The organism is Ramlibacter sp. (assembly GCF_036383835.1).
Taxonomy (GTDB): Bacteria; Pseudomonadota; Gammaproteobacteria; order Burkholderiales; family Burkholderiaceae_C; genus Ramlibacter.
The window spans coordinates 74,431-94,783 of the sequence record NZ_DASVNN010000012.1; the positions used below are offsets into that span (position 1 = coordinate 74,431).

Annotated in this window: 19 protein-coding genes; 11 read left to right on the plus strand and 8 right to left on the minus strand. The window is 68.1% G+C overall.

The window, feature by feature from the left end:
* Positions 1–7 precede the first annotated feature (7 nt).
* A complete protein-coding gene (locus tag VF522_RS02330) occupies positions 8–1,159 on the plus strand; it encodes a GNAT family N-acetyltransferase (protein WP_330906597.1) in 1,152 nt (383 codons plus the stop codon).
* A 36-nt stretch (positions 1,160–1,195) separates the two neighbouring features.
* Here VF522_RS02330 and ppa read toward each other — a convergent pair whose 3' ends face one another.
* Positions 1,196–1,738: an inorganic diphosphatase gene (ppa, locus tag VF522_RS02335; protein ID WP_330906598.1), complete on the minus strand. Its 543-nt coding sequence runs from the start codon at positions 1,736–1,738 to the stop codon at positions 1,196–1,198.
* Positions 1,739–1,964: 226 nt separating this feature from the next.
* On the opposite strand from ppa, the gene VF522_RS02340 reads away from it, so the two are divergent.
* Positions 1,965–4,031, plus strand: a complete 2,067-nt coding sequence (locus VF522_RS02340; protein WP_330906599.1) for a sodium-translocating pyrophosphatase — start codon at positions 1,965–1,967, stop codon at positions 4,029–4,031.
* Between the two features lie 122 nt (positions 4,032–4,153).
* On the opposite strand, the gene VF522_RS02345 is transcribed toward VF522_RS02340, so the two are convergent.
* Positions 4,154–7,018 carry a PAS domain-containing protein gene (locus VF522_RS02345; RefSeq protein WP_330906600.1) on the minus strand — a complete coding sequence of 955 codons (2,865 nt, stop codon included), beginning with the start codon at positions 7,016–7,018 and terminating at the stop codon, positions 4,154–4,156.
* A gap of 120 nt (positions 7,019–7,138) precedes the next feature.
* A complete protein-coding gene (locus VF522_RS02350) occupies positions 7,139–7,723 on the minus strand; it encodes a TetR/AcrR family transcriptional regulator (protein ID WP_330906601.1) in 585 nt (194 codons plus the stop codon).
* An 84-nt stretch (positions 7,724–7,807) separates the two neighbouring features.
* Here VF522_RS02350 and VF522_RS02355 point away from each other — a divergent pair, with 84 nt between their 5' ends.
* From VF522_RS02355 to VF522_RS02365, 3 genes are all read left to right on the plus strand, one after another.
* The gene (locus VF522_RS02355) at positions 7,808–8,626 is read left to right on the plus strand and encodes a metal-dependent hydrolase (protein WP_330906602.1); all 819 of its coding nucleotides are present in this window, start codon (positions 7,808–7,810) and stop codon (positions 8,624–8,626) included.
* Positions 8,627–8,686: 60 nt separating this feature from the next.
* On the plus strand, positions 8,687–9,505 hold the full coding sequence (locus VF522_RS02360; protein WP_330906603.1) for a metal-dependent hydrolase: 819 nt from the start codon (positions 8,687–8,689) through the stop codon (positions 9,503–9,505).
* Between the two features lie 102 nt (positions 9,506–9,607).
* The gene (locus VF522_RS02365; protein WP_330906604.1) at positions 9,608–11,041 is read left to right on the plus strand and encodes an aldehyde dehydrogenase family protein; all 1,434 of its coding nucleotides are present in this window, start codon (positions 9,608–9,610) and stop codon (positions 11,039–11,041) included.
* A 111-nt stretch (positions 11,042–11,152) separates the two neighbouring features.
* Here VF522_RS02365 and VF522_RS02370 read toward each other — a convergent pair whose 3' ends face one another.
* Genes VF522_RS02370 through VF522_RS02380 form a run of 3 tightly spaced genes read right to left on the minus strand, consistent with a single transcriptional unit; the run spans position 11,153 to position 13,604 of the window.
* Complete coding sequence (locus tag VF522_RS02370) at positions 11,153–11,758, minus strand: hypothetical protein (protein WP_330906605.1); 606 nt, start codon at positions 11,756–11,758, stop codon at positions 11,153–11,155.
* Complete coding sequence (locus VF522_RS02375) at positions 11,758–12,939, minus strand: tetratricopeptide repeat protein (protein ID WP_330906606.1); 1,182 nt, start codon at positions 12,937–12,939, stop codon at positions 11,758–11,760. Before VF522_RS02375 ends, VF522_RS02370 begins: the two co-directional genes overlap by 1 nt.
* 8 nt (positions 12,940–12,947) lie before the next feature.
* Positions 12,948–13,604, minus strand: coding sequence for a hypothetical protein (locus VF522_RS02380; protein WP_330906607.1), 657 nt, complete (start codon positions 13,602–13,604; stop codon positions 12,948–12,950).
* A 305-nt stretch (positions 13,605–13,909) separates the two neighbouring features.
* Here VF522_RS02380 and moaA point away from each other — a divergent pair, with 305 nt between their 5' ends.
* The 6 genes from moaA to VF522_RS02410 all read left to right on the plus strand — a co-directional run bounded on the left by moaA (position 13,910) and on the right by VF522_RS02410 (position 18,896).
* The gene (gene moaA / locus VF522_RS02385) at positions 13,910–15,025 is read left to right on the plus strand and encodes a GTP 3',8-cyclase MoaA (protein WP_330906608.1); all 1,116 of its coding nucleotides are present in this window, start codon (positions 13,910–13,912) and stop codon (positions 15,023–15,025) included.
* 9 nt (positions 15,026–15,034) lie between these two features.
* The gene (gene mobA / locus VF522_RS02390; protein ID WP_330906609.1) at positions 15,035–15,670 is read left to right on the plus strand and encodes a molybdenum cofactor guanylyltransferase MobA; all 636 of its coding nucleotides are present in this window, start codon (positions 15,035–15,037) and stop codon (positions 15,668–15,670) included.
* Positions 15,667–16,935 carry a gephyrin-like molybdotransferase Glp gene (glp, locus tag VF522_RS02395; RefSeq protein ID WP_330906610.1) on the plus strand — a complete coding sequence of 423 codons (1,269 nt, stop codon included), beginning with the start codon at positions 15,667–15,669 and terminating at the stop codon, positions 16,933–16,935. The genes mobA and glp overlap by 4 nt, the downstream gene beginning before the upstream one ends.
* Positions 16,936–17,215: 280 nt before the next feature.
* Positions 17,216–17,809, plus strand: coding sequence for a PIN domain-containing protein (locus VF522_RS02400; RefSeq protein WP_330906611.1), 594 nt, complete (start codon positions 17,216–17,218; stop codon positions 17,807–17,809).
* A gap of 8 nt (positions 17,810–17,817) precedes the next feature.
* Positions 17,818–18,324 (plus strand): hypothetical protein, encoded by a 507-nt coding sequence (locus VF522_RS02405; protein WP_330906612.1) that lies wholly within the window; start codon positions 17,818–17,820, stop codon positions 18,322–18,324.
* A 14-nt stretch (positions 18,325–18,338) separates the two neighbouring features.
* Complete coding sequence (locus VF522_RS02410; RefSeq protein WP_330906613.1) at positions 18,339–18,896, plus strand: hypothetical protein; 558 nt, start codon at positions 18,339–18,341, stop codon at positions 18,894–18,896.
* Positions 18,897–18,915: 19 nt separating this feature from the next.
* Here the strand turns inward: VF522_RS02410 and VF522_RS02415 are convergent, their stop codons facing one another.
* Both VF522_RS02415 and VF522_RS02420 read right to left on the minus strand, forming a co-directional pair.
* Entirely contained in the window at positions 18,916–20,004 is a 1,089-nt protein-coding gene (locus tag VF522_RS02415; RefSeq protein WP_330906614.1) for an exo-alpha-sialidase, read from the minus strand.
* 1 nt (position 20,005) lies between these two features.
* The gene (locus VF522_RS02420) at positions 20,006–20,275 is read right to left on the minus strand and encodes a MoaD/ThiS family protein (RefSeq protein ID WP_330906615.1); all 270 of its coding nucleotides are present in this window, start codon (positions 20,273–20,275) and stop codon (positions 20,006–20,008) included.
* Positions 20,276–20,353 lie beyond the last annotated feature (78 nt).

Below are 20,353 nucleotides of genomic sequence, written 5' to 3' on the forward strand. Positions count from 1 at the left end.
ACCAGACGTGCCGGACATCTCGAACGATTATGTCACCCGGGTGCTCGCCGCGCCGTCGGAAGCGGACGCCTGCGCATGGAACGCGCTGCTCGCGATGGCGGGCGGCTCGCCCTTCATGCGGCACGAATACCTCGCGGCCCTGCACGACAGCGACAGCGCCACGCGCGACACGGGCTGGTCGCCGCAGTTCCTGACCCTCTGGCGGGACGACGAACTGCAGGCGGCCTGCCCGCTGTACGTGAAGAGCCATTCCTACGGCGAGTACGTCTTCGACTGGGCCTGGGCCAACGCCTACGAGCAGCACGGCCTGCGCTACTACCCCAAGGCCCTCACCGCCGTTCCCTTCACGCCGGTGCCAGGCCCGCGCCTGCTCGCGCGCGATGCGAAGGCGCGCGCCGCGCTGGTGCAGGCGGTGCTGGCCTGGTGCAGGAAGAAGAAGGTGTCGTCCTGGCACCTGCTGTTCGGTGATGACGACGACGTGCAGGCCTGCGGCGATGCCGGCCTGATGCTGCGCCACACGGTGCAGTTCCACTGGATGAACCAAGGTTACGCCGACTTCGACGCCTTCCTCGCGAGCCTCGCGCAGGAGAAGCGCAAGAAGATCCGGCAGGAGCGGCGCAAGGTGCAGGAGGCCGGCGTCGCGTTCCGCCACGCGCAGGGCAGCGCGATCACGCGCCCGGACTGGGACTTCTTCTACCGCTGCTACGAGCGCACCTACCTCGAACACGGCAACCCGCCCTATCTCACCCGCGAGTTCTTCCGTCGCATGGCCCATGCGATGCCGAACAACTGGCTGCTGTTCCTCGCGGAGCGGAACGGCAAGCCCGTTGCCTGCAGCCTGATCGGGTTGGAAGGCAAGGTCGCCTACGGCCGCTACTGGGGCGCGCTGGAGCGGGTGGACTGCCTGCACTTCGAGGCCTGCTACTACCAGCCGCTCGCCTGGTGCATCGCCAACGGCTACGAGCGCTTCGAAGGCGGCGCGCAGGGGGAGCACAAGATGGCGCGGGCGCTGATGCCGGTGAAGACCACCAGCGCGCATTGGCTGGCGCATCCGGGGTTCGCGGATGCGGTGGAGAAGTTCCTGGCGCGCGAGGGGCGGGGGATCGGGAACTACATGGAGCATCTCGAGGCGCGCTCGCCGTTTCGACACGACGCCTGACGCCCTGGGCCCCCGCCTCCGCGGGGGTGACGAGGTTCAACCCTTCGGGTTCACCTTCTTGTAGTTCGCGATCCCGTCCAGCACTTCCTGCTTCGCCGACTCCGGGCCTTCCCAGCCCAGAACCTTCACCCACTTGCCGGGCTCCAGGTCCTTGTAGTGCTCGAAGAAGTGCGAGATGGTCTTCAGGCGCAGCGGGTTCAGGTCTTCCGGCTTCTGCCACTGCGTGTAGATCGACAGGATCTTGTCGGTGGGCACGGCCAGCACCTTGGCGTCGTCGCCGGCCTCGTCCTGCATCTTCAGGATGCCGATCGGGCGGCAGGTCACCACCACGCCGGGGATCAGCGGCACCGGGGTGATCACCAGCACGTCGACCGGGTCGCCGTCGCCGCTGATGGTCTTGGGCACGTACCCGTAGTTGGTCGGGTAGTGCATCGAGGTGCTCATGAAGCGGTCGACGAAGATCGCGCCCGTCTCCTTGTCCACTTCGTACTTCACGGGGTCCGCGTTCATCGGGATCTCGATGATCACGTTGAAGGCGTCGGGAACGTTCTTGCCGGGGGTGACTGCGTCGAGCGACATGGTTTGGTTCTAAGGGAGAGGAGTAAGGGGTCGGGAGAAACCCTGATTTTAGTTGGTGTCACGACGCTTTCCCCGTCGAGTCATTTGTGTGTAAAGCGCACGCCTGTATAGTGCGCCGGTTGGCCAATCGCCTCCTCTTCGGGGAGTCACGAGGAAGCAACGCAGCGGGGGCTCCGCGGCGTTGGCGCCCCCGCAAAGACTCACGAATCGACAGGAGAAACTTCAGATGAATGGCAACATGGCGCTGATCCTGGCGCTCGTCTGCGGCCTCGCGGCCGTGGTCTACGGCTTCTGGGCCCGCAGCTGGATCCTCGCAAAAGATCCCGGCAATCCCCGCATGCAGGAGATCGCGGCGGCCGTGCAGGCCGGCGCAGCCGCCTACCTGGGCCGGCAGTACCGCACCATCGCCGTCGTCGGCGTGGTGCTGGCGATCCTCATCGGCATCTTCCTCGACGGGCAGACCGCCGTCGGCTTCATCATCGGAGCGGTCCTGTCGGGCGCGTGCGGCTTCATCGGCATGAACGTGTCGGTACGCGCGAACGTGCGCACCGCGCAGGCGGCCACGCAAGGCATCGGCCCCGCGCTCGACGTCGCCTTCCGCGGCGGCGCCATCACCGGCATGCTGGTGGTGGGCCTGGGCCTGATCGGCGTCACGGTCTTCACCTGGTTCCTCATGGGCAACGGCCAGCTCACGCCGAACGTCAAGCTGGCCACCCTGCTCACCCCGCTGATCGGCCTGGCCTTCGGCGCTTCGCTGATCTCCATCTTCGCGCGCCTGGGCGGCGGCATCTTCACCAAGGGCGCCGACGTCGGCGCCGACCTGGTGGGCAAGGTCGAGGCCGGCATCCCCGAGGACGATCCGCGCAACCCGGCGGTGATCGCCGACAACGTGGGCGACAACGTCGGCGACTGCGCCGGCATGGCCGCCGACCTGTTCGAGACCTACGCGGTCACGCTGATCGCCACCATGGTGCTGGGCGCCCTGCTGGTCGCCTCCGCTCCCGTCAACGCGGTGCTGTATCCGCTGGCGCTGGGCGCCGTGTCGATCATCGCGTCGATCATCGGCTGCTTCTTCGTCAAGGCCTCCCCCGGCATGAAGAACGTGATGCCGGCCCTCTACAAGGGCCTGATCGTCGCCGGCGTGCTGTCGCTGATCGCCTTCTTCTTCGTCACCAAGTGGCTGATCCCCGACAACGCCATCGCGGCCTCCGGCAGCCAGATGAAGCTGTTCGGCGCCTGCATCATCGGCCTGCTGCTCACCGGCCTGCTGGTGTGGATCACCGAGTACTACACGGGCACGCAGTACCACCCGGTGCAGCACGTCGCGCAAGCCTCGACCACCGGCCACGGCACCAACATCATCGCGGGCCTGGGCGTGTCCATGCGCTCCACCGCCTGGCCGGTGCTGTGCGTCTGCGCCGCGATCATCGCGGCCTACTGGCTCGCCGGCCTGTACGGCATCGCGATCGCCGCCACCTCGATGCTGTCGATGGCCGGCATCGTCGTCGCCCTCGACGCCTACGGTCCGATCACCGACAACGCCGGCGGCATCGCCGAGATGGCGGAAATGCCGGCCTCGGTGCGCGAAATCACCGACCCGCTGGACGCCGTGGGCAACACCACGAAGGCCGTGACCAAGGGCTACGCGATCGGTTCCGCCGGCCTCGCCGCGCTGGTGCTGTTCGCCGACTACACGCACAAGCTGGAGAGCTACGGCCGCCAGGTCAGCTTCGACCTGTCGGACCCGATGGTGATCGTGGGCCTGTTCATCGGCGGCCTGATCCCCTACCTGTTCGGCGCCATGGCGATGGAAGCGGTCGGCCGCGCCGCCGGCTCGGTGGTGGTCGAAGTCCGCCGCCAGTTCCGCGAGATCCGCGGGATCATGGAAGGCACGGCCAAGCCGGAATACGGCGTCGCCGTCGACATGCTGACCAAGGCGGCCATCAAGGAAATGATGATTCCGTCGCTGCTGCCCGTGGTGGTGCCGATCGTGGTCGGCCTGCTCCTCGGGCCGAAGGCGCTGGGCGGCCTGCTCATGGGCACGATCGTCACGGGTCTCTTCGTCGCGATCTCCATGTGCACCGGCGGCGGCGCCTGGGACAACGCCAAGAAGTACATCGAGGACGGCCACCACGGCGGCAAGGGCTCCGAGGCGCACAAGGCGGCCGTGACCGGCGACACCGTGGGCGACCCCTACAAGGACACCGCCGGCCCCGCGGTGAACCCGCTGATCAAGATCATCAACATCGTGGCGCTGCTGATCGTGCCGCTGGTGGTGAAGTTCCACGCCTGACCGTCCTCCCCGCGCAGGCGGGGACCGAGGGCATCCAAGACAAAAGCGGCCTGCGGGCCGCTTTGTTCTTTTGGAGTCGGAAAGCCCTGGTTTCCCGCCTGCGCGGGAATGACGAAGTCGCATCAATGCCTCTGCACCGCCGCGCCTTCGCCCGCCACCGGCCCGCGCGGCATCTCCCCCAGCAACAACGCCTCCAGCTCCTCCCGATCCACCGGCTTCGTCAGGTGGAAATCGAAGCCCGCCTCGCGCGTCAGCTCGCGATCCCTCGCCTGGCCCCAGCCGGTCACGGCGATGATGCGGACCTCCCAGCCCACCTGCCGGCGCAGCTCGCGCGCCACCTCCAGCCCGTTCATCCCGGGCATGCCGATGTCGAGAAGCACGACCTCGGGCTCGAACGCGAAGGCGATGCGCAGGCCTTCCTCGCCGCCGAGCGCCAGGCGGACCTCGTGACCATCCTGCGACAGCAGCGATGCGAGGCTGTGGGCGGCGTCCTCGTTGTCGTCGACCACCAGCACGCGCCGCATGCGCTTCGCCCGCTCCCCGACCGCCTCGGCCTGCACCGCACGCTCCACCTGCCCGGGCAGCAAGGGCAGGCGGATGGTGAACTTGCTGCCCTTGCCGGTGCCGCCGCTGTGCGCGCGGACGCTGCCGCCGTGCAGTTCGACGAAGCCGCGCACCAGCGCGAGGCCGATGCCCAGCCCGCCGTGGCTGCGCTCGCGCGCGCTCTGCACCTGCGAGAACATGCCGAAGATCCCGCCCAGGTGTTCCGGCGCGATGCCGATGCCGTTGTCGGCCACGCAGACGCAGGCGTTGTCGCCATCGCGCCAGGACGACACCACGATGCGGCCGCCGCGCGGGGTGAATTTCGCGGCGTTGTTCACCAGGTTGACCACGGCCTGCGCGATGCGCGTGGCGTCGGCCTCCGCCAGCAGCGGATCGGGATCGGCGTGCACTTCCAGGTGGTGGCCTGCCGCCTCCACCGCCGGACGCGCGGCGTTGACCGCGTCGTGCACGCAATCGAGCAGCGACACCTTCTCCCGGTGCAGCATCAGCTTGCCCTGGGTGATGCGCGAGACCTCCAGCAGGTCGTCCACCAGGCGCGAGAGGTGCCTCGACTGGCGGTCCATGATGTCGCGGCTCCGCGTGACCATGGCCGGCAGCGCGCCGGCGCGCTTCATCAGTTCGACCGCGTTGCGGATGGGGGCGAGCGGGTTGCGCAGCTCGTGGGCGAGCGTCGCCAGGAATTCGTCCTTGCGCCGGTCCGCGATGCGCAGCGCCTCCTCTTCGGCGCGCTGCTGGCTGATGTCGGTGTTGGTGCCGAACCAGTTGAGGATCCTGCCCGCGGAGTCGCGCACGGGCGCGGCGCGCGAGAGGAAGGGACGCGGCACGCCATCCGACCCCTGCACGCCGAAGACCATCTCGAAGGGCTCGCCGGTGGCGATGCTGTGGCGCCATCGCTCAAGCATGGGCGCCACCGTGTCCGGATCCAGCACGCCCTGCCAGCCCGCGCCCTCCATCTGGTCCGGGCTGGTGCCGGTGTACTCGTACCAGCGGCGGTTGTACCAGTAGGGCTGGCCGTCGGGCCGCGCCATCCAGACCTGCTGGGGCATCTCGTCCGCCAGCGTGCGGAAGCGCTGTTCGAGTTCCGCGGCAGCCTCCTCCGCCTGCTTGCGGTCGCTGATGTCGACGACGACGCCGAACAGGCGCGTGGGCCGCCCTTCTTCGTCCAGCCGGACCTGCCCGCGGGCATCGAGCCAGTGCCAGCCGCCGTCGGCATGGCGCAGGCGGAACTCCACCGCGAACTCCTCGCCCGGGACCGCGGACGCATCCATCGCTCCGCGCAAGGCCACGCGATCCTCCGGGTGCACGCGGTTGACCAGGAAGGAATCCGAGGCGGCCAGCGCTTCCGCGGGCCAGCCGGTGAGCTCTTCCACCTCGGGACTCCACCAGCTCGTGTGCGCGGCGAGATCGCGGGTCCACGCCGCCATGCGGCCGCCGTGCATGGCCAGGCCCAGCACCTCGCGGCTTTCGCGCAGGGCCGCTTCCGAACGCGCGGTCTCCTGGGCGGCCGCGAGCTCGCGGTAGATCTTCCAGTGCTCGCCCAGCAGCATCAGCAGCACGACCGAGGACGCGACCGTCGCGTACACCCGCCCCGCATAGAAGCCGAGGTCGAAGCGGCCGGCATTGACGATCGACACGAGGGCGATCTCGAAGAAGGTGTTGCACAGCATCACCATCAACCACAGGTCCAGCACCGAATGCTGCCGGCGCCGCTGCCAGAGGAAGAGAAGCGCCAGGGCCGTCAGGACCCACTGCCCATAGCGGCCGATGTTGAAGGCCGAGGAGTACTGGTTGCCCGCCAGCAGCGGCGGCAGGAGGTCGTTGCCCCAGGTCGTGATCAGGGCCAGCGCGAGCGTGATCGCCACGACCACGCCGACGGCGCGCCCGATGGTGAGGCCTGTCGGCCCGGCCAGCGTGGTGCCCCGCTCGCGCAACAGCGCGTAGCCGACCACGGCCACCGGCATGCCGAGATGCCAGAAGACGTGCAGGTAGGCCGTGGTCTGCGCGCCGCCGCCGAGCAGGCCCGTGGCGGTGAAGACGCCCGGGAAACTCAGGAGGTGCAGCGTCGCCATGATGGCGCCGAACACATAGCCGCTGGCGAGCACGAGCGCCGGCCCCGCGCGCGTGAGCCGCAGCTGGCCGAACAGGAGTGCCGCAGTCACCAGGTCGTTGATGATCAGGACCGACTGGAACAGCGGGATGAACCACGCGGCGGGCGGGAACTGCATCTTCGCCAGCGGCGCGAGCGCCAGGAAGACACCGGTGGAGAGGGCGACGACGATGAGCGCGGCGCGGCGCGAGCTCGCGTCGGCCGGGCGGTCCGTCAGCGTCACCGAGTCCTTCCAGTGCGAGGCCGCTGCGTCATCCGGCGCAGGTCGCTGCGCCGGGCTGTGCTGGCTCGGATGGATGGGCGGCGGGAGATGCATGGAGTCGGCGACCAGGACGGTGCGTGGCTTGCGCCCGATGCTATGGCGCCGTGCCGCCGGGCACGTCGGACTGTGCGCCGAGCGCCCATCGGCGCGGGTCCTGCCGGGCCCGAACGGTCGCTAGGCGCGCGCCACGGCCCGCACCAGGGCGGTGGCCGTCGTCGTCAGGACCGGCAGTTCATCCACCTGGCCGTCCTCGATCGCCTGCAGCACCAGTTCGTGGATGCCGCCGACCACCGCCATCGCCACCTGCGGCGTGACGTGCGGCGTGTTCACCACCCCCACCATGTAGTCGGCGATCGCCTGGTTCACGTGGCGACGGGCCGCGAGGCCTTCGGGGCCGAGATGCAGGATCTCGACGAACAGCGTGCGCAGCAGCACCGGGTTCGCCGCCATGCAGCCCAGATAGGCGCGGATCCCCGCTTCCAGCTGCTGCTCCCAGCCGCGCCCCGGATCGATCGCCTCCCGCAGCACCTTCAGCGCGTTGTGGCTCGCGGCGGTGTACAGGGCGACCAGGCACTCGGCCTTGGTGGAGAAGTGTTCGTAGAAGGTGCGGCGCGAGACGCTGGCTTCGCGCACGATGTCGGCGATCGTCGTGTCCGCGTAGCCCTTTTGCGAGACCGCGACCGCCATCCCCTCCAGCAGCCGGCTGCGGTGCTGGTGCGACGTGGTATCGGGCTCGAGGATGACGAAATCGGACGGCATGGTGCAACGGTACTTGACGGTACCAAGGAGGGTCGTCATCATGGTACGCCCAGGTACCACGGTGTCCACCCTCGTCGCTATCTTATGACCGATCTCGTCGTCCGCCGCCTCCTCGTCAAAATGGAGGAGCCGATCGCGCGCCACTGGTGCGCCGGCGATGCCTTCCGCACGGCCTTCTTCGATGCACTGTCGCTGAGCTTTCCCATCGGCGAGCAGTTCTTCATCGACTCGGTGCGCAACGGTTTCAGGGAACTGCCGGCGGACCGGCAGGAGCGCTTCCGTGACGAGGTGCAGGGTTTCGTCGGGCAGGAGGCCACGCATCGCCGCCTGCATTCGCTCTACAACGAGCACCTCGGGAAGCTGGGCTACGTCAACGAGTGGGAGCCGCGCGCCCGCGCGCGCCTGAAGCAGATGGAGGACGTGGACGTGCGCCACTGGCTCGGAGTGACCGCGGCCAACGAGCACTTCACGGCCATCTTCGCCGACTTCATGCTGCGCAATCCCGACCTGCTCGGCGACCGCGACGAACGCCTGAAAACGCTGTGGCTGTGGCACTGCGCGGAGGAGTCGGAACACAAGAGCACCGCCTTCGACCTGTACCAGGCGCTTGGCGGCAACCACGCGTGGCGGGTGAAGTGGATGCGCCGCGTGACGGTGTTCTTCCTCGCCGACACGCTGCGCCAGACCTTCGCCAACCTGCGGCACGACGGCCTGCTGTGGAAGTGGAGCACCTGGAAGAGCGGCTTCGCCTTCCTGTTCGGCGAGCGCGGACTGGTCACGCAGACCTATCGCCCGTGGAAGGACTACTTCGAGCACGACTTCCATCCGGAGCAGCAGGACGCGAGCGCTTCGCGCCAGTGGCTGCGGGAACACGGCGACCGCTTCGTTCCCGTCGGCGCCTGAACGCCGCGCGTTGACACTGCCCGGAGGGGCATGCATCATGGTACGAACAGGTACCAATGCATGACCGCACTCGTCGTCCGCCGCCTCCTCGTCGACATGGAGCAGCCCATCCCGCGCCACTGGTGCGCGGGCGATGCCTTCCGCACGGCGCTGTTCAACGCCTTGTCCTTCAGCTTTCCCTTCGGCGAGCAGTTCTTCATCGATTCCGTGCGCGATGGCTTCGCGAAGCTGCCGCCGGAGGTGCAGGAAAAGCTGCGCGATGACGTGCAGGGCTTCGTCGGCCAGGAAGCGACGCATCGCCGCCTGCACGGCCTGTACAACGCGCAGCTGGAAAAGAACGGCCTCGTGAACGTCTGGGAGCCGCGCTCGCGCGAGCGCTTCAAGGCACTGGAAGGCGTGGACGTGCGCCATTGGCTCGGGATCACCGCCGCCAACGAGCACCTCACCGCGATCCTCGCGGACTTCATGCTGCACAACCCCGACCTGCTGGGCGAGCAGGACGAACGCCTGAAGACGCTCTGGCTGTGGCACAGCGCCGAGGAGTCGGAACACAAGTCGGTGGCCTACGACGTCTACCAAACCCTCGATGGGGATTACGGGTGGCGCATCAAGTGGATGAAGCGTGCCACCTTCCTGTTCGTGTCCGAGAGCCTGCGCCAGACCGTCGTGAACCTGAAGCGGGACGGGACGCTGTGGAAGTGGAGCACCTGGCGGAGCGCGGCGAGCTACCTGTTCGGGAAGCGGGGCATGGTGCGGCTGGTGTACGGGCCGTGGAAGGAATACCTCCGGCGGGATTTCCATCCGGCGCAGGTGGGGTCGGAAGCGGCGCGGAAGTGGCTGGCGGAGAACGGGGACGTGTTCGTGCCTGTCGGCACGTAGGAAGCTCTGGGTCCCCGCCTGCGCGGGGATGACCAGGGGGAGCGGGGACGACAAGGGGGAGCGGGGACGACGGGGGTATGGGCAAGTGGGCACAATCGGTCCATGCAGCTCCATTTCATCGCCAACACCCCGGTGCGTTCCACCTCCGAGCGCACGCTGCCCGTCATCGACCCTTCTGACGGCCAGACCTACGACACCATCCAGCGCGGCACGGCGGACGACGTCAACGAGGCGGTCCAAGCCGCCCGCCGGTGCTTCGAGGGCCCCTGGAGCAAGCTGAGCGCCGCCGAGCGCGGCCGCCTCCTGATGCGCCTGTCGATGAAGGTGGCGGAGCACGCCGACGAACTGGCTGCGCTGGAGCAACGCGATTGCGGCAAGCCCACCAGGCAGGCCAGGGCCGACGCGGTGGCGCTGGCGCGCTACTTCGAGTTCTACGCCGGCGCCTGCGACAAGCTGCACGGCGAGACCCTGCCCTACCAGGAAGGCTACACGGTGATGACCTGGCGCGAGCCGCACGGCGTCACCGGCCACGTCATCCCCTGGAACTACCCGATGCAGATCTTCGGCCGCAGCGTCGGCGGCGCGCTGGCGGCGGGCAACGTCTCGGTGGTGAAGCCCTCGGAAGACGCCTGCATGTCCCTGATCCGCGTGGCGCAGTTGGCGGCGGAAGTGGGCTTTCCGGCCGGCGCGATCAACATCGTCACCGGCTACGGCCACGAAGTCGGCGACGCGCTGGCGCGGCATCCCGGCATCGACCACATCAGCTTCACCGGCAGCCCGCGCGTGGGAACGCTGATCCAGCAGGTGGCCGCGGAACGCCATTGCCCGGTGACGCTGGAGCTCGGGGGCAAGAGCCCGCAGATCGTGTTCGCCGATGCGGACGTCGACCAGGTGCTGCCGGTCGTGATCAACGCGATCGTGCAGAACGCCGGCCAGACCTGCTCCGCCGGCTCGCGCCTGCTGGTGGAACAGAGCCTCTACGAGCCGCTGCTGGAGCGCCTGGGCGAAGCCTTCACGCGATTGCGCGTGGGTCCGGCCGACATGGACCTGGACCTCGGCCCGCTGATCCGCCAGACGCAGCAGCAGCGCGTGTGGGACTTCCTGTCCGACGCGCAGCACGCCGGCATCCCGGTGGTGGCGCAGGGCAGCATCGTCGACGAGGCCCCCGAGTCGGGCTACTACCAGGCGCCCACGCTGCTGCGCGACGTGCCGATCACGCACCGCCTGGCGCAGGAGGAAGTGTTCGGCCCGGTGCTCGCCGCGATGAGCTTCCGCGACGAGGACCACGCGGTGGAACTCGCGAACGGCACCGACTTCGGCCTGGTCGCCGGCATCTGGACGCGCGACGGCAGCCGCATGCTGCGCATGGCCAAGCGCGTGAAGAGCGGCCAGGTGTTCATCAACAACTACGGCGCCGGCGGCGGCGTGGAACTGCCTTTCGGCGGCGTGAAGTCGTCGGGGTATGGGCGCGAAAAGGGATTCGAGGCGCTGTATGGGTTCACGACGCTGAAGACCGTGGCGATCAAGCACGGGTGATCCGTCACCCCCGCGCAGGCGGGGGCCCAGGGCTTCGAAAACAAAAGCGGCCGAGTGGCCGCTTTTGTCTTTGGACGCTCTGGGTTCCCGCCTTCGCGGGAATGACGGGGATCAACCCTTCACCCGCGCCGTCTTCACCACCGCCTCCGCCATCGGCAACAGCCGATCGAAGAACGACAGCTTCGGCGCCACGAAGGTCGCCGCGTACAGCTCCTCGCCGTACGTCGCGTCCGGCCGCACCGCGACCCAGCCCACGCCCTGCATCGTCAGGTCATCCCGGCGACGCGCCAGCGTGAACTCGAAGCGCACGCCCTTCTGGCCGACGAACACGGCCGGTTCCATCTTCGTGATGGTCACCGTGCCAGCCGTCGCGTAGAGCTCCTCGAACAGGCTCACCAGCTTCTCGGGCGGCAGCCCGGGGCGAAAGGTCGGCACGCGGGGGGCCTTGGCGTCCGGCGCGCGCGAGAACAGCGCCGGCTTGGTCATGAGCGTCTGGCCGGGGCGCACGCCGCCCCAGAAGCGCAGGTGGTCCAGCGGGATGCCTTCGCGCGTCCAGGTGTCGTAGGGATCGACGTCCCACGGGTCGCTCACCTTGTTCCAGTCCTGCGATACGGTCACCGCGAGCCGCTCGTTGACGATCTGTTCGCCCGACATGCGCTGCACGTTGGCGCAGGCCGCCAGCAGCAGCGCGAGCACGAAGGGAAGCCAGCGCCGCATCACTTGAGTTCCTCCAGGTAGCTGCGCACCATGGCCGCATCGGGCGCCTGCGGCGCCTTGGCGAGATAGGTGTCGAAGGCCTTCACCGCGGACGCCCTGTCCTGCCGCTGCTTGTGCAGCAGGCCCAGCGAGCGGAAGGTCTCGGCCGGCGCCTGGGGCAGGACCGCCGCGCGGTCCAGGTCGGCGATCGCCTTCACGGCATCGCCGTCGTCGTCGCGCAGGCGGTAGACCTCGCCGCGCGCGTACAGCACCTCGGCATCCTTCGGATCCTTCTTGACCATGCGGTCGAACAGCACCAGGCTCTCTTCGTACTGCCCGCGCTTCACTTCGTCCTGCAGCCAGCCGAAGCGCAGCGGCGCGATCACCTTGCGGAAGCTGTCCTCGCCGACGATGCCGCCGGCGTCGCCCGCCAGCTGCAGCAGCTCGTCGCGGCGGCCTTCGGTGGGCGGGTGCGTCTCGAACAGGTCGCCGCGCTTGCCGGCTTCCTTGCCGCCCGTGACCTTCAATTCGGCCAGCAGGTTCTCCCACACCGTCGCCGCCTCGCGGCCGTCGTAGCCGGCATGGCGCATCAGCCGCATGCCCATGCGGTCGGCGCGCGCCTCGTGCTCGCGCGAAAAGGCGAACATGTTGGCCAGCAGGCCCATCTGCCCGAGGAAACCGCCCACGCCGCCCACCATGCCCACCATCGTGGACAGGATCGCGCGGTCCTTGGCGGCGCGCAGTTGTTCCACCTGGTGCTTCTCGAGATAGTGGCCCAGTTCGTGGCCGAGGATCGCCACCAGCTGCGCCTCGTTCTCCACGCGCAGCAGCAGGCCGCTCCAGATCAGCATCATGCCGTTGGGCGCCATCATCGCGTTGAAGTGCGGCACGCGCACCGGGTGGATGCGGATGTCCGGGCAATGCCCGTCACTGAGCTTGCAGACCAGGCCGGTCAGGTAGTCGTTCAGCTGCTTGTCGCGGATCTGCAGCGGGCTGCGCTTCAGGCGCGTCTCCTCGCGGTCCATCAGGCCCCACAGGCCGCCCTCGTCGGTGTCGGCGGCGGGGCGGGCGAAACGCGGGGGCACCTTGATGGCCGACAGGTCCTGGGCGATGGCGCCGCCGCCCACGAGGGCGCCGAAGCCCAGGCAATGGCGGCAAGCGGAGCGGAGGAAGCCGCGGCGATCGGGTTGGGGCTGGTTCATGGCGGGCCTCACTTCATGCCGGGGAAGCCCTTGAGCAGGGCCTCCACCGTTTCGATGGCAGGTTTCGCTTCGCGCAGGTCGCCGGACATGCGGTTCAGCTGGTTGAACCAGACGACGCGGCCGGTATTCAGGTCCACGAGCGAGGCGTAGCCGACCTGCTCGCCGCCGAGGCTGATCGCCCCGAGCGCCGCCAGGGCCACCATCGCCAGCTTGCGCTCCTTGCTTGCATAGCTGTCGCGCATCCACGTGAAGAGCGCGTAGTCGGCGCCGGTGCGCTCCTTCAGCGGCTTGATGGCGTCGCCCAGCGACCAGTCCAGCGCCCGGTGCTTGGTGGGCAATTCCATCCAGCCGCCGCGGTGATGCAGCGAGATGGCGTCGGCCACGGCGCGGTGCAGCGCGGTGATGTCGGCGAACTCGTCGGCCTGGGCGGCGTCCAGCGTCCGCACGTGGGGGCCCAGGCGCTGGCCCTGGGTGGCGAGCGCGCTGGCGAAATTCTTCTGGGCCGCCTCCGTCCAGTCGGCACGCGGCTCCACCACGCCACCGGCACTCATGGAGAACAGCTCCATGTCCGCCGGCAGCACCACGATCGTGGACTCCGCGGCGCGGGTGGTGAAGCCCGGGGCGAGGTGCCGGGACGGCTCCTCCGCCTGGACGGACGATGCCACCAGAAGGGTGGCGAGCAACAAGGGTCGGGTGAAACGCGCTAGGGACGCGGGCATGTGGTACTCCTGCCTCTGGGGCTGGTTCGCGCGGGAACCCGAAAAATCCCGCGGCCGAATTCAGCAACAATGCAACTCTATGCAGAGGTTCGCGGCGGTCCAGTGCTCGAAGGTGAGCTCGCGTAAATCTATGCACGCGCGCCGAATTTTCACGCGGGTGTGCGGGTTAACCCACACGTGGAAGGATCGATCGGGCCGCCTTCATCTCCCCCGCGATTGGCAGGACAAGGCATCCACCGGACAATGCACCCATGGCTGAACGCGTGATCCCCCTGGTCGACCAGCGCCTGACGGCGCTGCGGGCTGCCCTGCCCGACCGGCCGGTGGCGGCCACCGGCCTGCTGGCGGATACGCTCGGCCGGCCGCTGCGGGACCTGCGCATCTCGGTCACGGACCGCTGCAACTTCCGCTGCAGCTACTGCATGCCCAAGGAGGTGTTCGACAAGGACTACCAGTACCTGCCGCATGCGTCCCTGCTGAGCTTCGAGGAGATCACGCGCGTCGCCCGCCAGTTCCTGGCCCACGGCGTGCACAAGATCCGCCTCACCGGCGGCGAGCCGCTGCTGCGCAAGAACATCGAGATCCTGATCACGCAGCTGCGCGAACTGCGCACCGTGGATGGCACGCCCCCCGAGCTGACCCTCACCACCAACGGCTCCCTGCTCGCCCGCAAGGCGCAGGCCCTGAAGGAAGCCGGCCTGCAGCGGGTCACCGTGAGCCTGGACGGCCTGGACGACGCCGTGTTCCGCCGCATGAACGACGTCGACTTCCCGGTCGCCGAGGTGCTGGAAGGCATCGCCGCCGCGCGCGAGGCGGACCTCGGCCCGGTCAAGGTCAACATGGTGGTCAAGCGCGGCACCAACGAGCACGAGATCCTGCCGATGGCCCGCCACTTCCGCAGCAGCGGCATCGTGCTGCGCTTCATCGAGTACATGGACGTCGGGGCCACCAACGGCTGGCGCATGGACGAGGTGATGCCCTCGTCCGAAGTCCGCGACCTGATCGCCCGCGAATTCCCGCTGGTGCCGCTGGAGGCCGCCGCGCCCGGCGAAACCGCCGAACGCTGGGGCTACGCCGACGGCACCGGCGAAGTCGGCTTCATCAGCAGCGTGACGCAGGCCTTCTGCGGCGACTGCAACCGCGCGCGGCTGTCCACCGAAGGCAAGCTGTACCTGTGCCTGTTCGCGCACAACGGCTACGACCTGCGCGCGCTGGTGCGCGGCGGGGCGAGCGACGAGGAACTGGCCTCCGCGATCGGCCACATCTGGCAGGGGCGCGGGGATCGCTATTCCGAGCTGCGCGCGACCATGCCCCCGGACGCGTCCACCGGCGTACGCCGCGTGGAGATGAGCTACATCGGCGGATAATCCCCGCCCATGATCGCAAGGGAAGACATCACCGGCCTGATCCTCGCCGGCGGCCGCGGCTCGCGCATGGGCGGCGTCGACAAGGGCCTGCAGAACTTCCGCGGCGTGCCGCTCGCGCTGCACACCATGCTGCGGCTCGCGCCGCAGGTGGGCGAGGTGATGGTCAACGCCAACCGCAACCTGGCCGCCTACGAATCCTTCGGCGTACCGGTCTGGCCCGACGTGCTCTCCGACTATGCGGGCCCGCTGGCGGGCTTCCTCACCGGGCTGGAGCGCTGCGAAACGGCCTACATGGTCACCGTGCCCTGCGACACCCCCCTCTTCCCGCAGGACATGGTCGCGCGCCTGGCCGAAGCGATGGAGCGCGAGGACGCCGACATCGCGATGGCGGCTGCGCGCGAGGAAGACCCCGGATCGGAGTCCGGGGCAGGCTCCCAAGTGCGCGCGCAGCCGGTGTTCTCGCTGATCAGGCACGAACTGATGGAAAGCCTGGTGCAGTTCACGCACGGCGGCGGCCGCAAGATCGATGCGTGGACCGGCCAGCACAAGACGGTGCTGGTGCCCTTCGACCGGCCGGGCGACGACGCGTCGGCCTTCTTCAACGCCAACACGCTGGCGGAACTGCACAAGCTGGAGCAGCAGTGAGCAAGTCCATCGCCGAGATCGCGGCGCAGCTGCAGGGCTACGACCCGCAGGCGCTCTCCGCCGACGGCGTCGGCGAATTCCTCGCGCGGCTCGTCACGCCCGTCACGCAGACGGAGAAGGCCGGCGTCTTCGACGCCCTCGGCCGCGTGCTCGCGCGCGACCTCGTCTCGCCGATCAGCGTGCCGCCGCACGACAACTCCGCCATGGACGGCTTCGCCTTCGACGGCGCGCAGCTCGCGCAGGGCGCGCTGCAGCTCGAGGTGGTGGGCACCGCGCTCGCGGGCAAGGCCTGGCAGGGCGAGATGCGCCCCGGTCAGTGCGTGAAGATCATGACCGGCGCGATCATGCCGGCCGGCCTCGATACCGTCGTGCCGCAGGAATTCACCAAGACGCTCGCGGACGGCCGCGTGGAGATCCCCGCCGGCCTGCTGCAGCCGGGCGACAACCGCCGCCACAGGGGCGAAGACCTCATGGAAGGCCGCCCGGCCCTGCAAGCCGGCGAACGCCTGGGCCCCGCGGCCTGCGGCCTCGTCGCAAGCCTCGGCATCGCGCAGGTGGAAGTGTTCCGCCGCCTGCGCGTGGCCTACTTCTCCACCGGCGACGAGATCCTCTCGCTCGGCGAGCCGCCGCGCGAGGGCGCGGTGTACGACAGCAACCGCTACACGGTGCACGGGCTGCTCACGCGGCTCGGTTGCGAGGTGATCGACCTCGGCGTCGTCCGCGACGAACCCGCGCTGCTGGAACAGGCCTTCCGCGACGCCGCGTCGCGCACCGACGCGATCATCACCAGCGGCGGCGTGAGCGTCGGCGAGGCCGACTTCACCAAGGCCATGATGAAGAAGCTGGGCGACGTCGCGTTCTGGAAGATCGCGATGCGGCCGGGAAGGCCGATGGCGGTGGGACGGATTGGCGAGTCGGTGCTGTTCGGGCTACCGGGGAATCCGGTGGCGGTGATGGTGACGTTCCTGGCGTTCGTGCGGCCGGCGCTGCTGCGCATGATGGGTGCGCGCGCGGCTGCGCCGCCTTATCTGAAGGCACGCAGCGCGGAGGCGATGCGGAAGAAGCCGGGGCGGACAGAGTATCAGCGCGGCACGGTCACGCGCACGGCCGACGGTGGACTCGAGGTCCGCACCACGGGCAACCAGGGCTCGGGGGTGCTCAGCTCCATGGTGCAAGCCAATGGCCTGATCGTCCTGCATCACGCGCAAGGGAACGTCGCATCGGGCGACGAAGTTGACGTGATGGTGTTCGAGGGTGTGATCTAGGGGTCGGCTCGTAGGGTGGGCACGCTTCGCGTGCCCACCGTTTCCGGTCGCCACATGCGGCTGCCGTTGGTATTTCGCAATCCCCACTCCGCCGGCGCGCCCCACCCGCCAGATGACACTTGAACTCCGCGTTCCTCGACCGTAGCATCCTGGCAGAAACCCAGGAACGGGGACGACCCGTGCGCGTACCCATCACTTTGGTGCCGACTGCCTTATCTCGTTGTCGCGATGAATCCGGGAAAATGCAGACAGGGAGGATGACTTGCGGCTGAACATCGTCATGATCGACTTCGAGAGCGTGCAGCCGCCGTCACTCGCAGCTCTCGCCCCCGATTTCTTTCGAGCGAAGATATTCGTTGGTGCGACTCAGACCAAACTGCCCTTTGACGTGGTTACCGCCATTCAGCAGATGGGCGATCGCGCGGAGTACATCAAGATTTCAGGGGTGGGCCGAAATGCGCTGGACTTTCACATTGCCTACTACATCGGGCGCATTGCCGTACAGGAGCCAGACGCCTTCTTCCACATCGTCTCGCTTGACACAGGTTTTGACCCGCTGATCCACCATCTGAGAGACAAGAATATCTTTTGCGGCCGCTGGGCTTCTCTCGAAGAGATTCCGGCCGTGAAGTCGACGCAAGTGAAATCTCCCGAGGAACGAGCCATCCTTTTCCTCTCGAGGATTTTCCAGGACAAGGCAACAAAGCCTCAAACCGAGAAGGCCCTGCGCAGCGCAATAGGCGCGCACTTCCAGCGCCAGCTTACGCCGGACGATGTTTCTTCGATTGTTGACGCACTTCAGCGGCCCGGGCACGTGGCGATCGCGAACGGTAAAGTGACATATGCGGCTCCGCTTGACACTCATAACGCCTGACGTGCGCGATGAATATCACTCCCGAAAAGCGCAGGCGCATCTACATCCTTCTGGCTGCAAGCGTAACGGTTGGGCTCCTGCTCATCGGCTTTGGTCCGCCTGAGGCGAAAGACGTTGGCTACTTCCTCGTTTTCGTGTGGATTGTTCCGGGCTCGCTCGCGCTGCTCTACTTCGCGAAGCCACGGCAGCGCGTCGTCGCAGCACTCCCGACGTTCCTCTCCAAATCACCGTTCGTTCCCCATGTACACACGCGCATATCGTTCAGTGATCCGCAACGGTCGAACGCGCGCGCCGACGAACAGGACATGCTTCATTGCATTTTCGTGGTCGACTCGGAGGGCTTCACCGTCCGCCTGCCTATGGACAACCCGGCATCGGCAGTGGAGTGCGAGGCAGAATTTCTTTTCCCGGGCAAGGCGCTCGTTCGCATGAACCCGGGTACTCGGTTCGCAGTTCTCGTGGACGGCAGCACGCGCGGTACTGGTGAAGTCCTGGCGCAGGTGAACTGCGCCTGAACGACTCCCACAATATGCGCGGCTACATCACCCTCAAACGCCTCACAATCTTCGGTGCGACCTTGCGGATTCACTGGTCCGCCATCCTGGCAGCTGGCATCCTGTTCGGCACGATGATCCGCGAGCCCGTCCACGCCATGCTCGCGGTCGGCGCCTACGCAAGTGTCATCCTCCTTCATGAAGCGGGGCACGCCTTCGTGGCCAAGAAGCTGGGCTATCCGCCCTCGAACATCTACCTCACCTTCATCCACGGCCTCTGCGAATTCGAGGAACCCTACACACTGAAGGAGCACGCGATGATCGCGTGGGGCGGAGTGCTGGCGCAGCTCGCGGTCGCGCTGCCGCTGATGGCCTTGGGGCACTTGACGTCTCTTGGATCCATGTCGCCGAGTGCCCTGCTCATCTCGATCCTCGGCTACTTCAGTCTACTCATTGCGCTGATCAACCTCGCACCGGCGAGGGGACTCGATGGTTCCATCGCATGGCAGATCATCCCGATCCTTGCCCGTGACCTGCGATACTGGTTCGGCTCGAAGAGAACCACGAAGGCTGTTCTCCGGCGCTTGAAGTAAGTGAGGCGCGTAGCAGCCGCTACACAAACCGCACCACCGCCACCGGCGGCAAATCCCGCGACACGCACTCCCAGCTCTCCCCGCCATCCTCGCTGACCCACAGCCCTCCGGTGGTCGACGCCATCGCCAGCGTCTGCCCATCGGCCGCGCACGCGAGCCCGTGCCGGTACACCAGGTGATACGCATCCCGCGACGGCAGCCCTTCCCCGTACGTATGGAAAGTCGCCGCGCCATCCCGCGTGACGTTCACCACCATCCGCCCATCCACCGGCATGCGCTGCGCATCCGAATGCGCGGGCGCGAACCACGCGGTCTGCGGGTCCACGGGGTGCGCTGCCACCGGGAAGCCGAAGCCGCTCGGCGCGGGTGACGTGATGGCCTGCCAATGCAGGCCGCCGTCCACTGAACGATAGATCCCGACATGGTTCTGCGCCCACACCACGTCGGGTTGCGCGGCGCAGGCGGCGATGCGGTGCACGTCCTGCACGTTGCCGTCATACCTTCGCTCCGGCGGCATGTAGGCTCCGGCGTCCATGCCTTCCGACGTGTTGGTCCAGCTCACACCGTGATCGCGCGTCTGCCACACGCCCGCGCAGGAAATGGCGAGCGTCACGTGCGCCGGATCGCGCGGGTCGACGAGGATCGAATGGATGCCCGCGTAGTCGTAGCCGCCGCCGAACCACTCCGCACGCCCAGGTTGCTCCCAGAGGCTCGTGATCAGCTGCCAGCTCGCGCCGCGGTCGTCCGAGACGAACAGGCCCGCGGGCAGGCAGCCGGCCCACAAGCGATTCGGGCCGGCTTCGAGGGCCCACACCATGTCGACCGTCCACGGCGTCTTGTCGTCCGCCAGAGGGCCTTCGGTAGGCTTGGGCGGAAACGCCGGCGTCGCGACGTCTTCCCAGCTCGCGCCCTGGTCGGTGCTGCGCTTGATCTTCACGCCGAAGTGCCCGAGGCGCAGCGCGGCATACCACTCGCCGGTGCGCGGGTCGGCGACGACCTGCGTGACCGGCTCGCCGGCAAAGGCGGGTTGCCCGAGGCGCCAGCCCGTGGGCGTGCGGCGGACGGTGAAGAGGCCCTTGCGGGTCCCGACCTGCACTAGCTGCTGCATCTCAACCTCCCGTGAGCGCCTGGATCACCATGACGCGGTCGCCAGCGGCCAGCGGCTGGCCGAGCTCGCTGCGGCTCGCGATCATCTCGCCGTTGACGAAGACGGCGACGTGCTTGCGCACGGCGCCCTGCTCGTCGAGGACGTAGTCGCGCAAGGCGGGGGCCGCGAGGAAGGCCGTGGCCAGGGCGTCGCACAGGGTCGACGCCGGTACGTCCTGCGGTGGGCAGGGGACATGGCGGGTCAGCGCCGGGGCGAAGGTGACCGTGGGCATGAGAGCGGATTGCACACCGGCAAGTCATGCAGGTCAACCTCGGCTACCACCTCGTCATTCCCGCGGAGGCGGGAATCC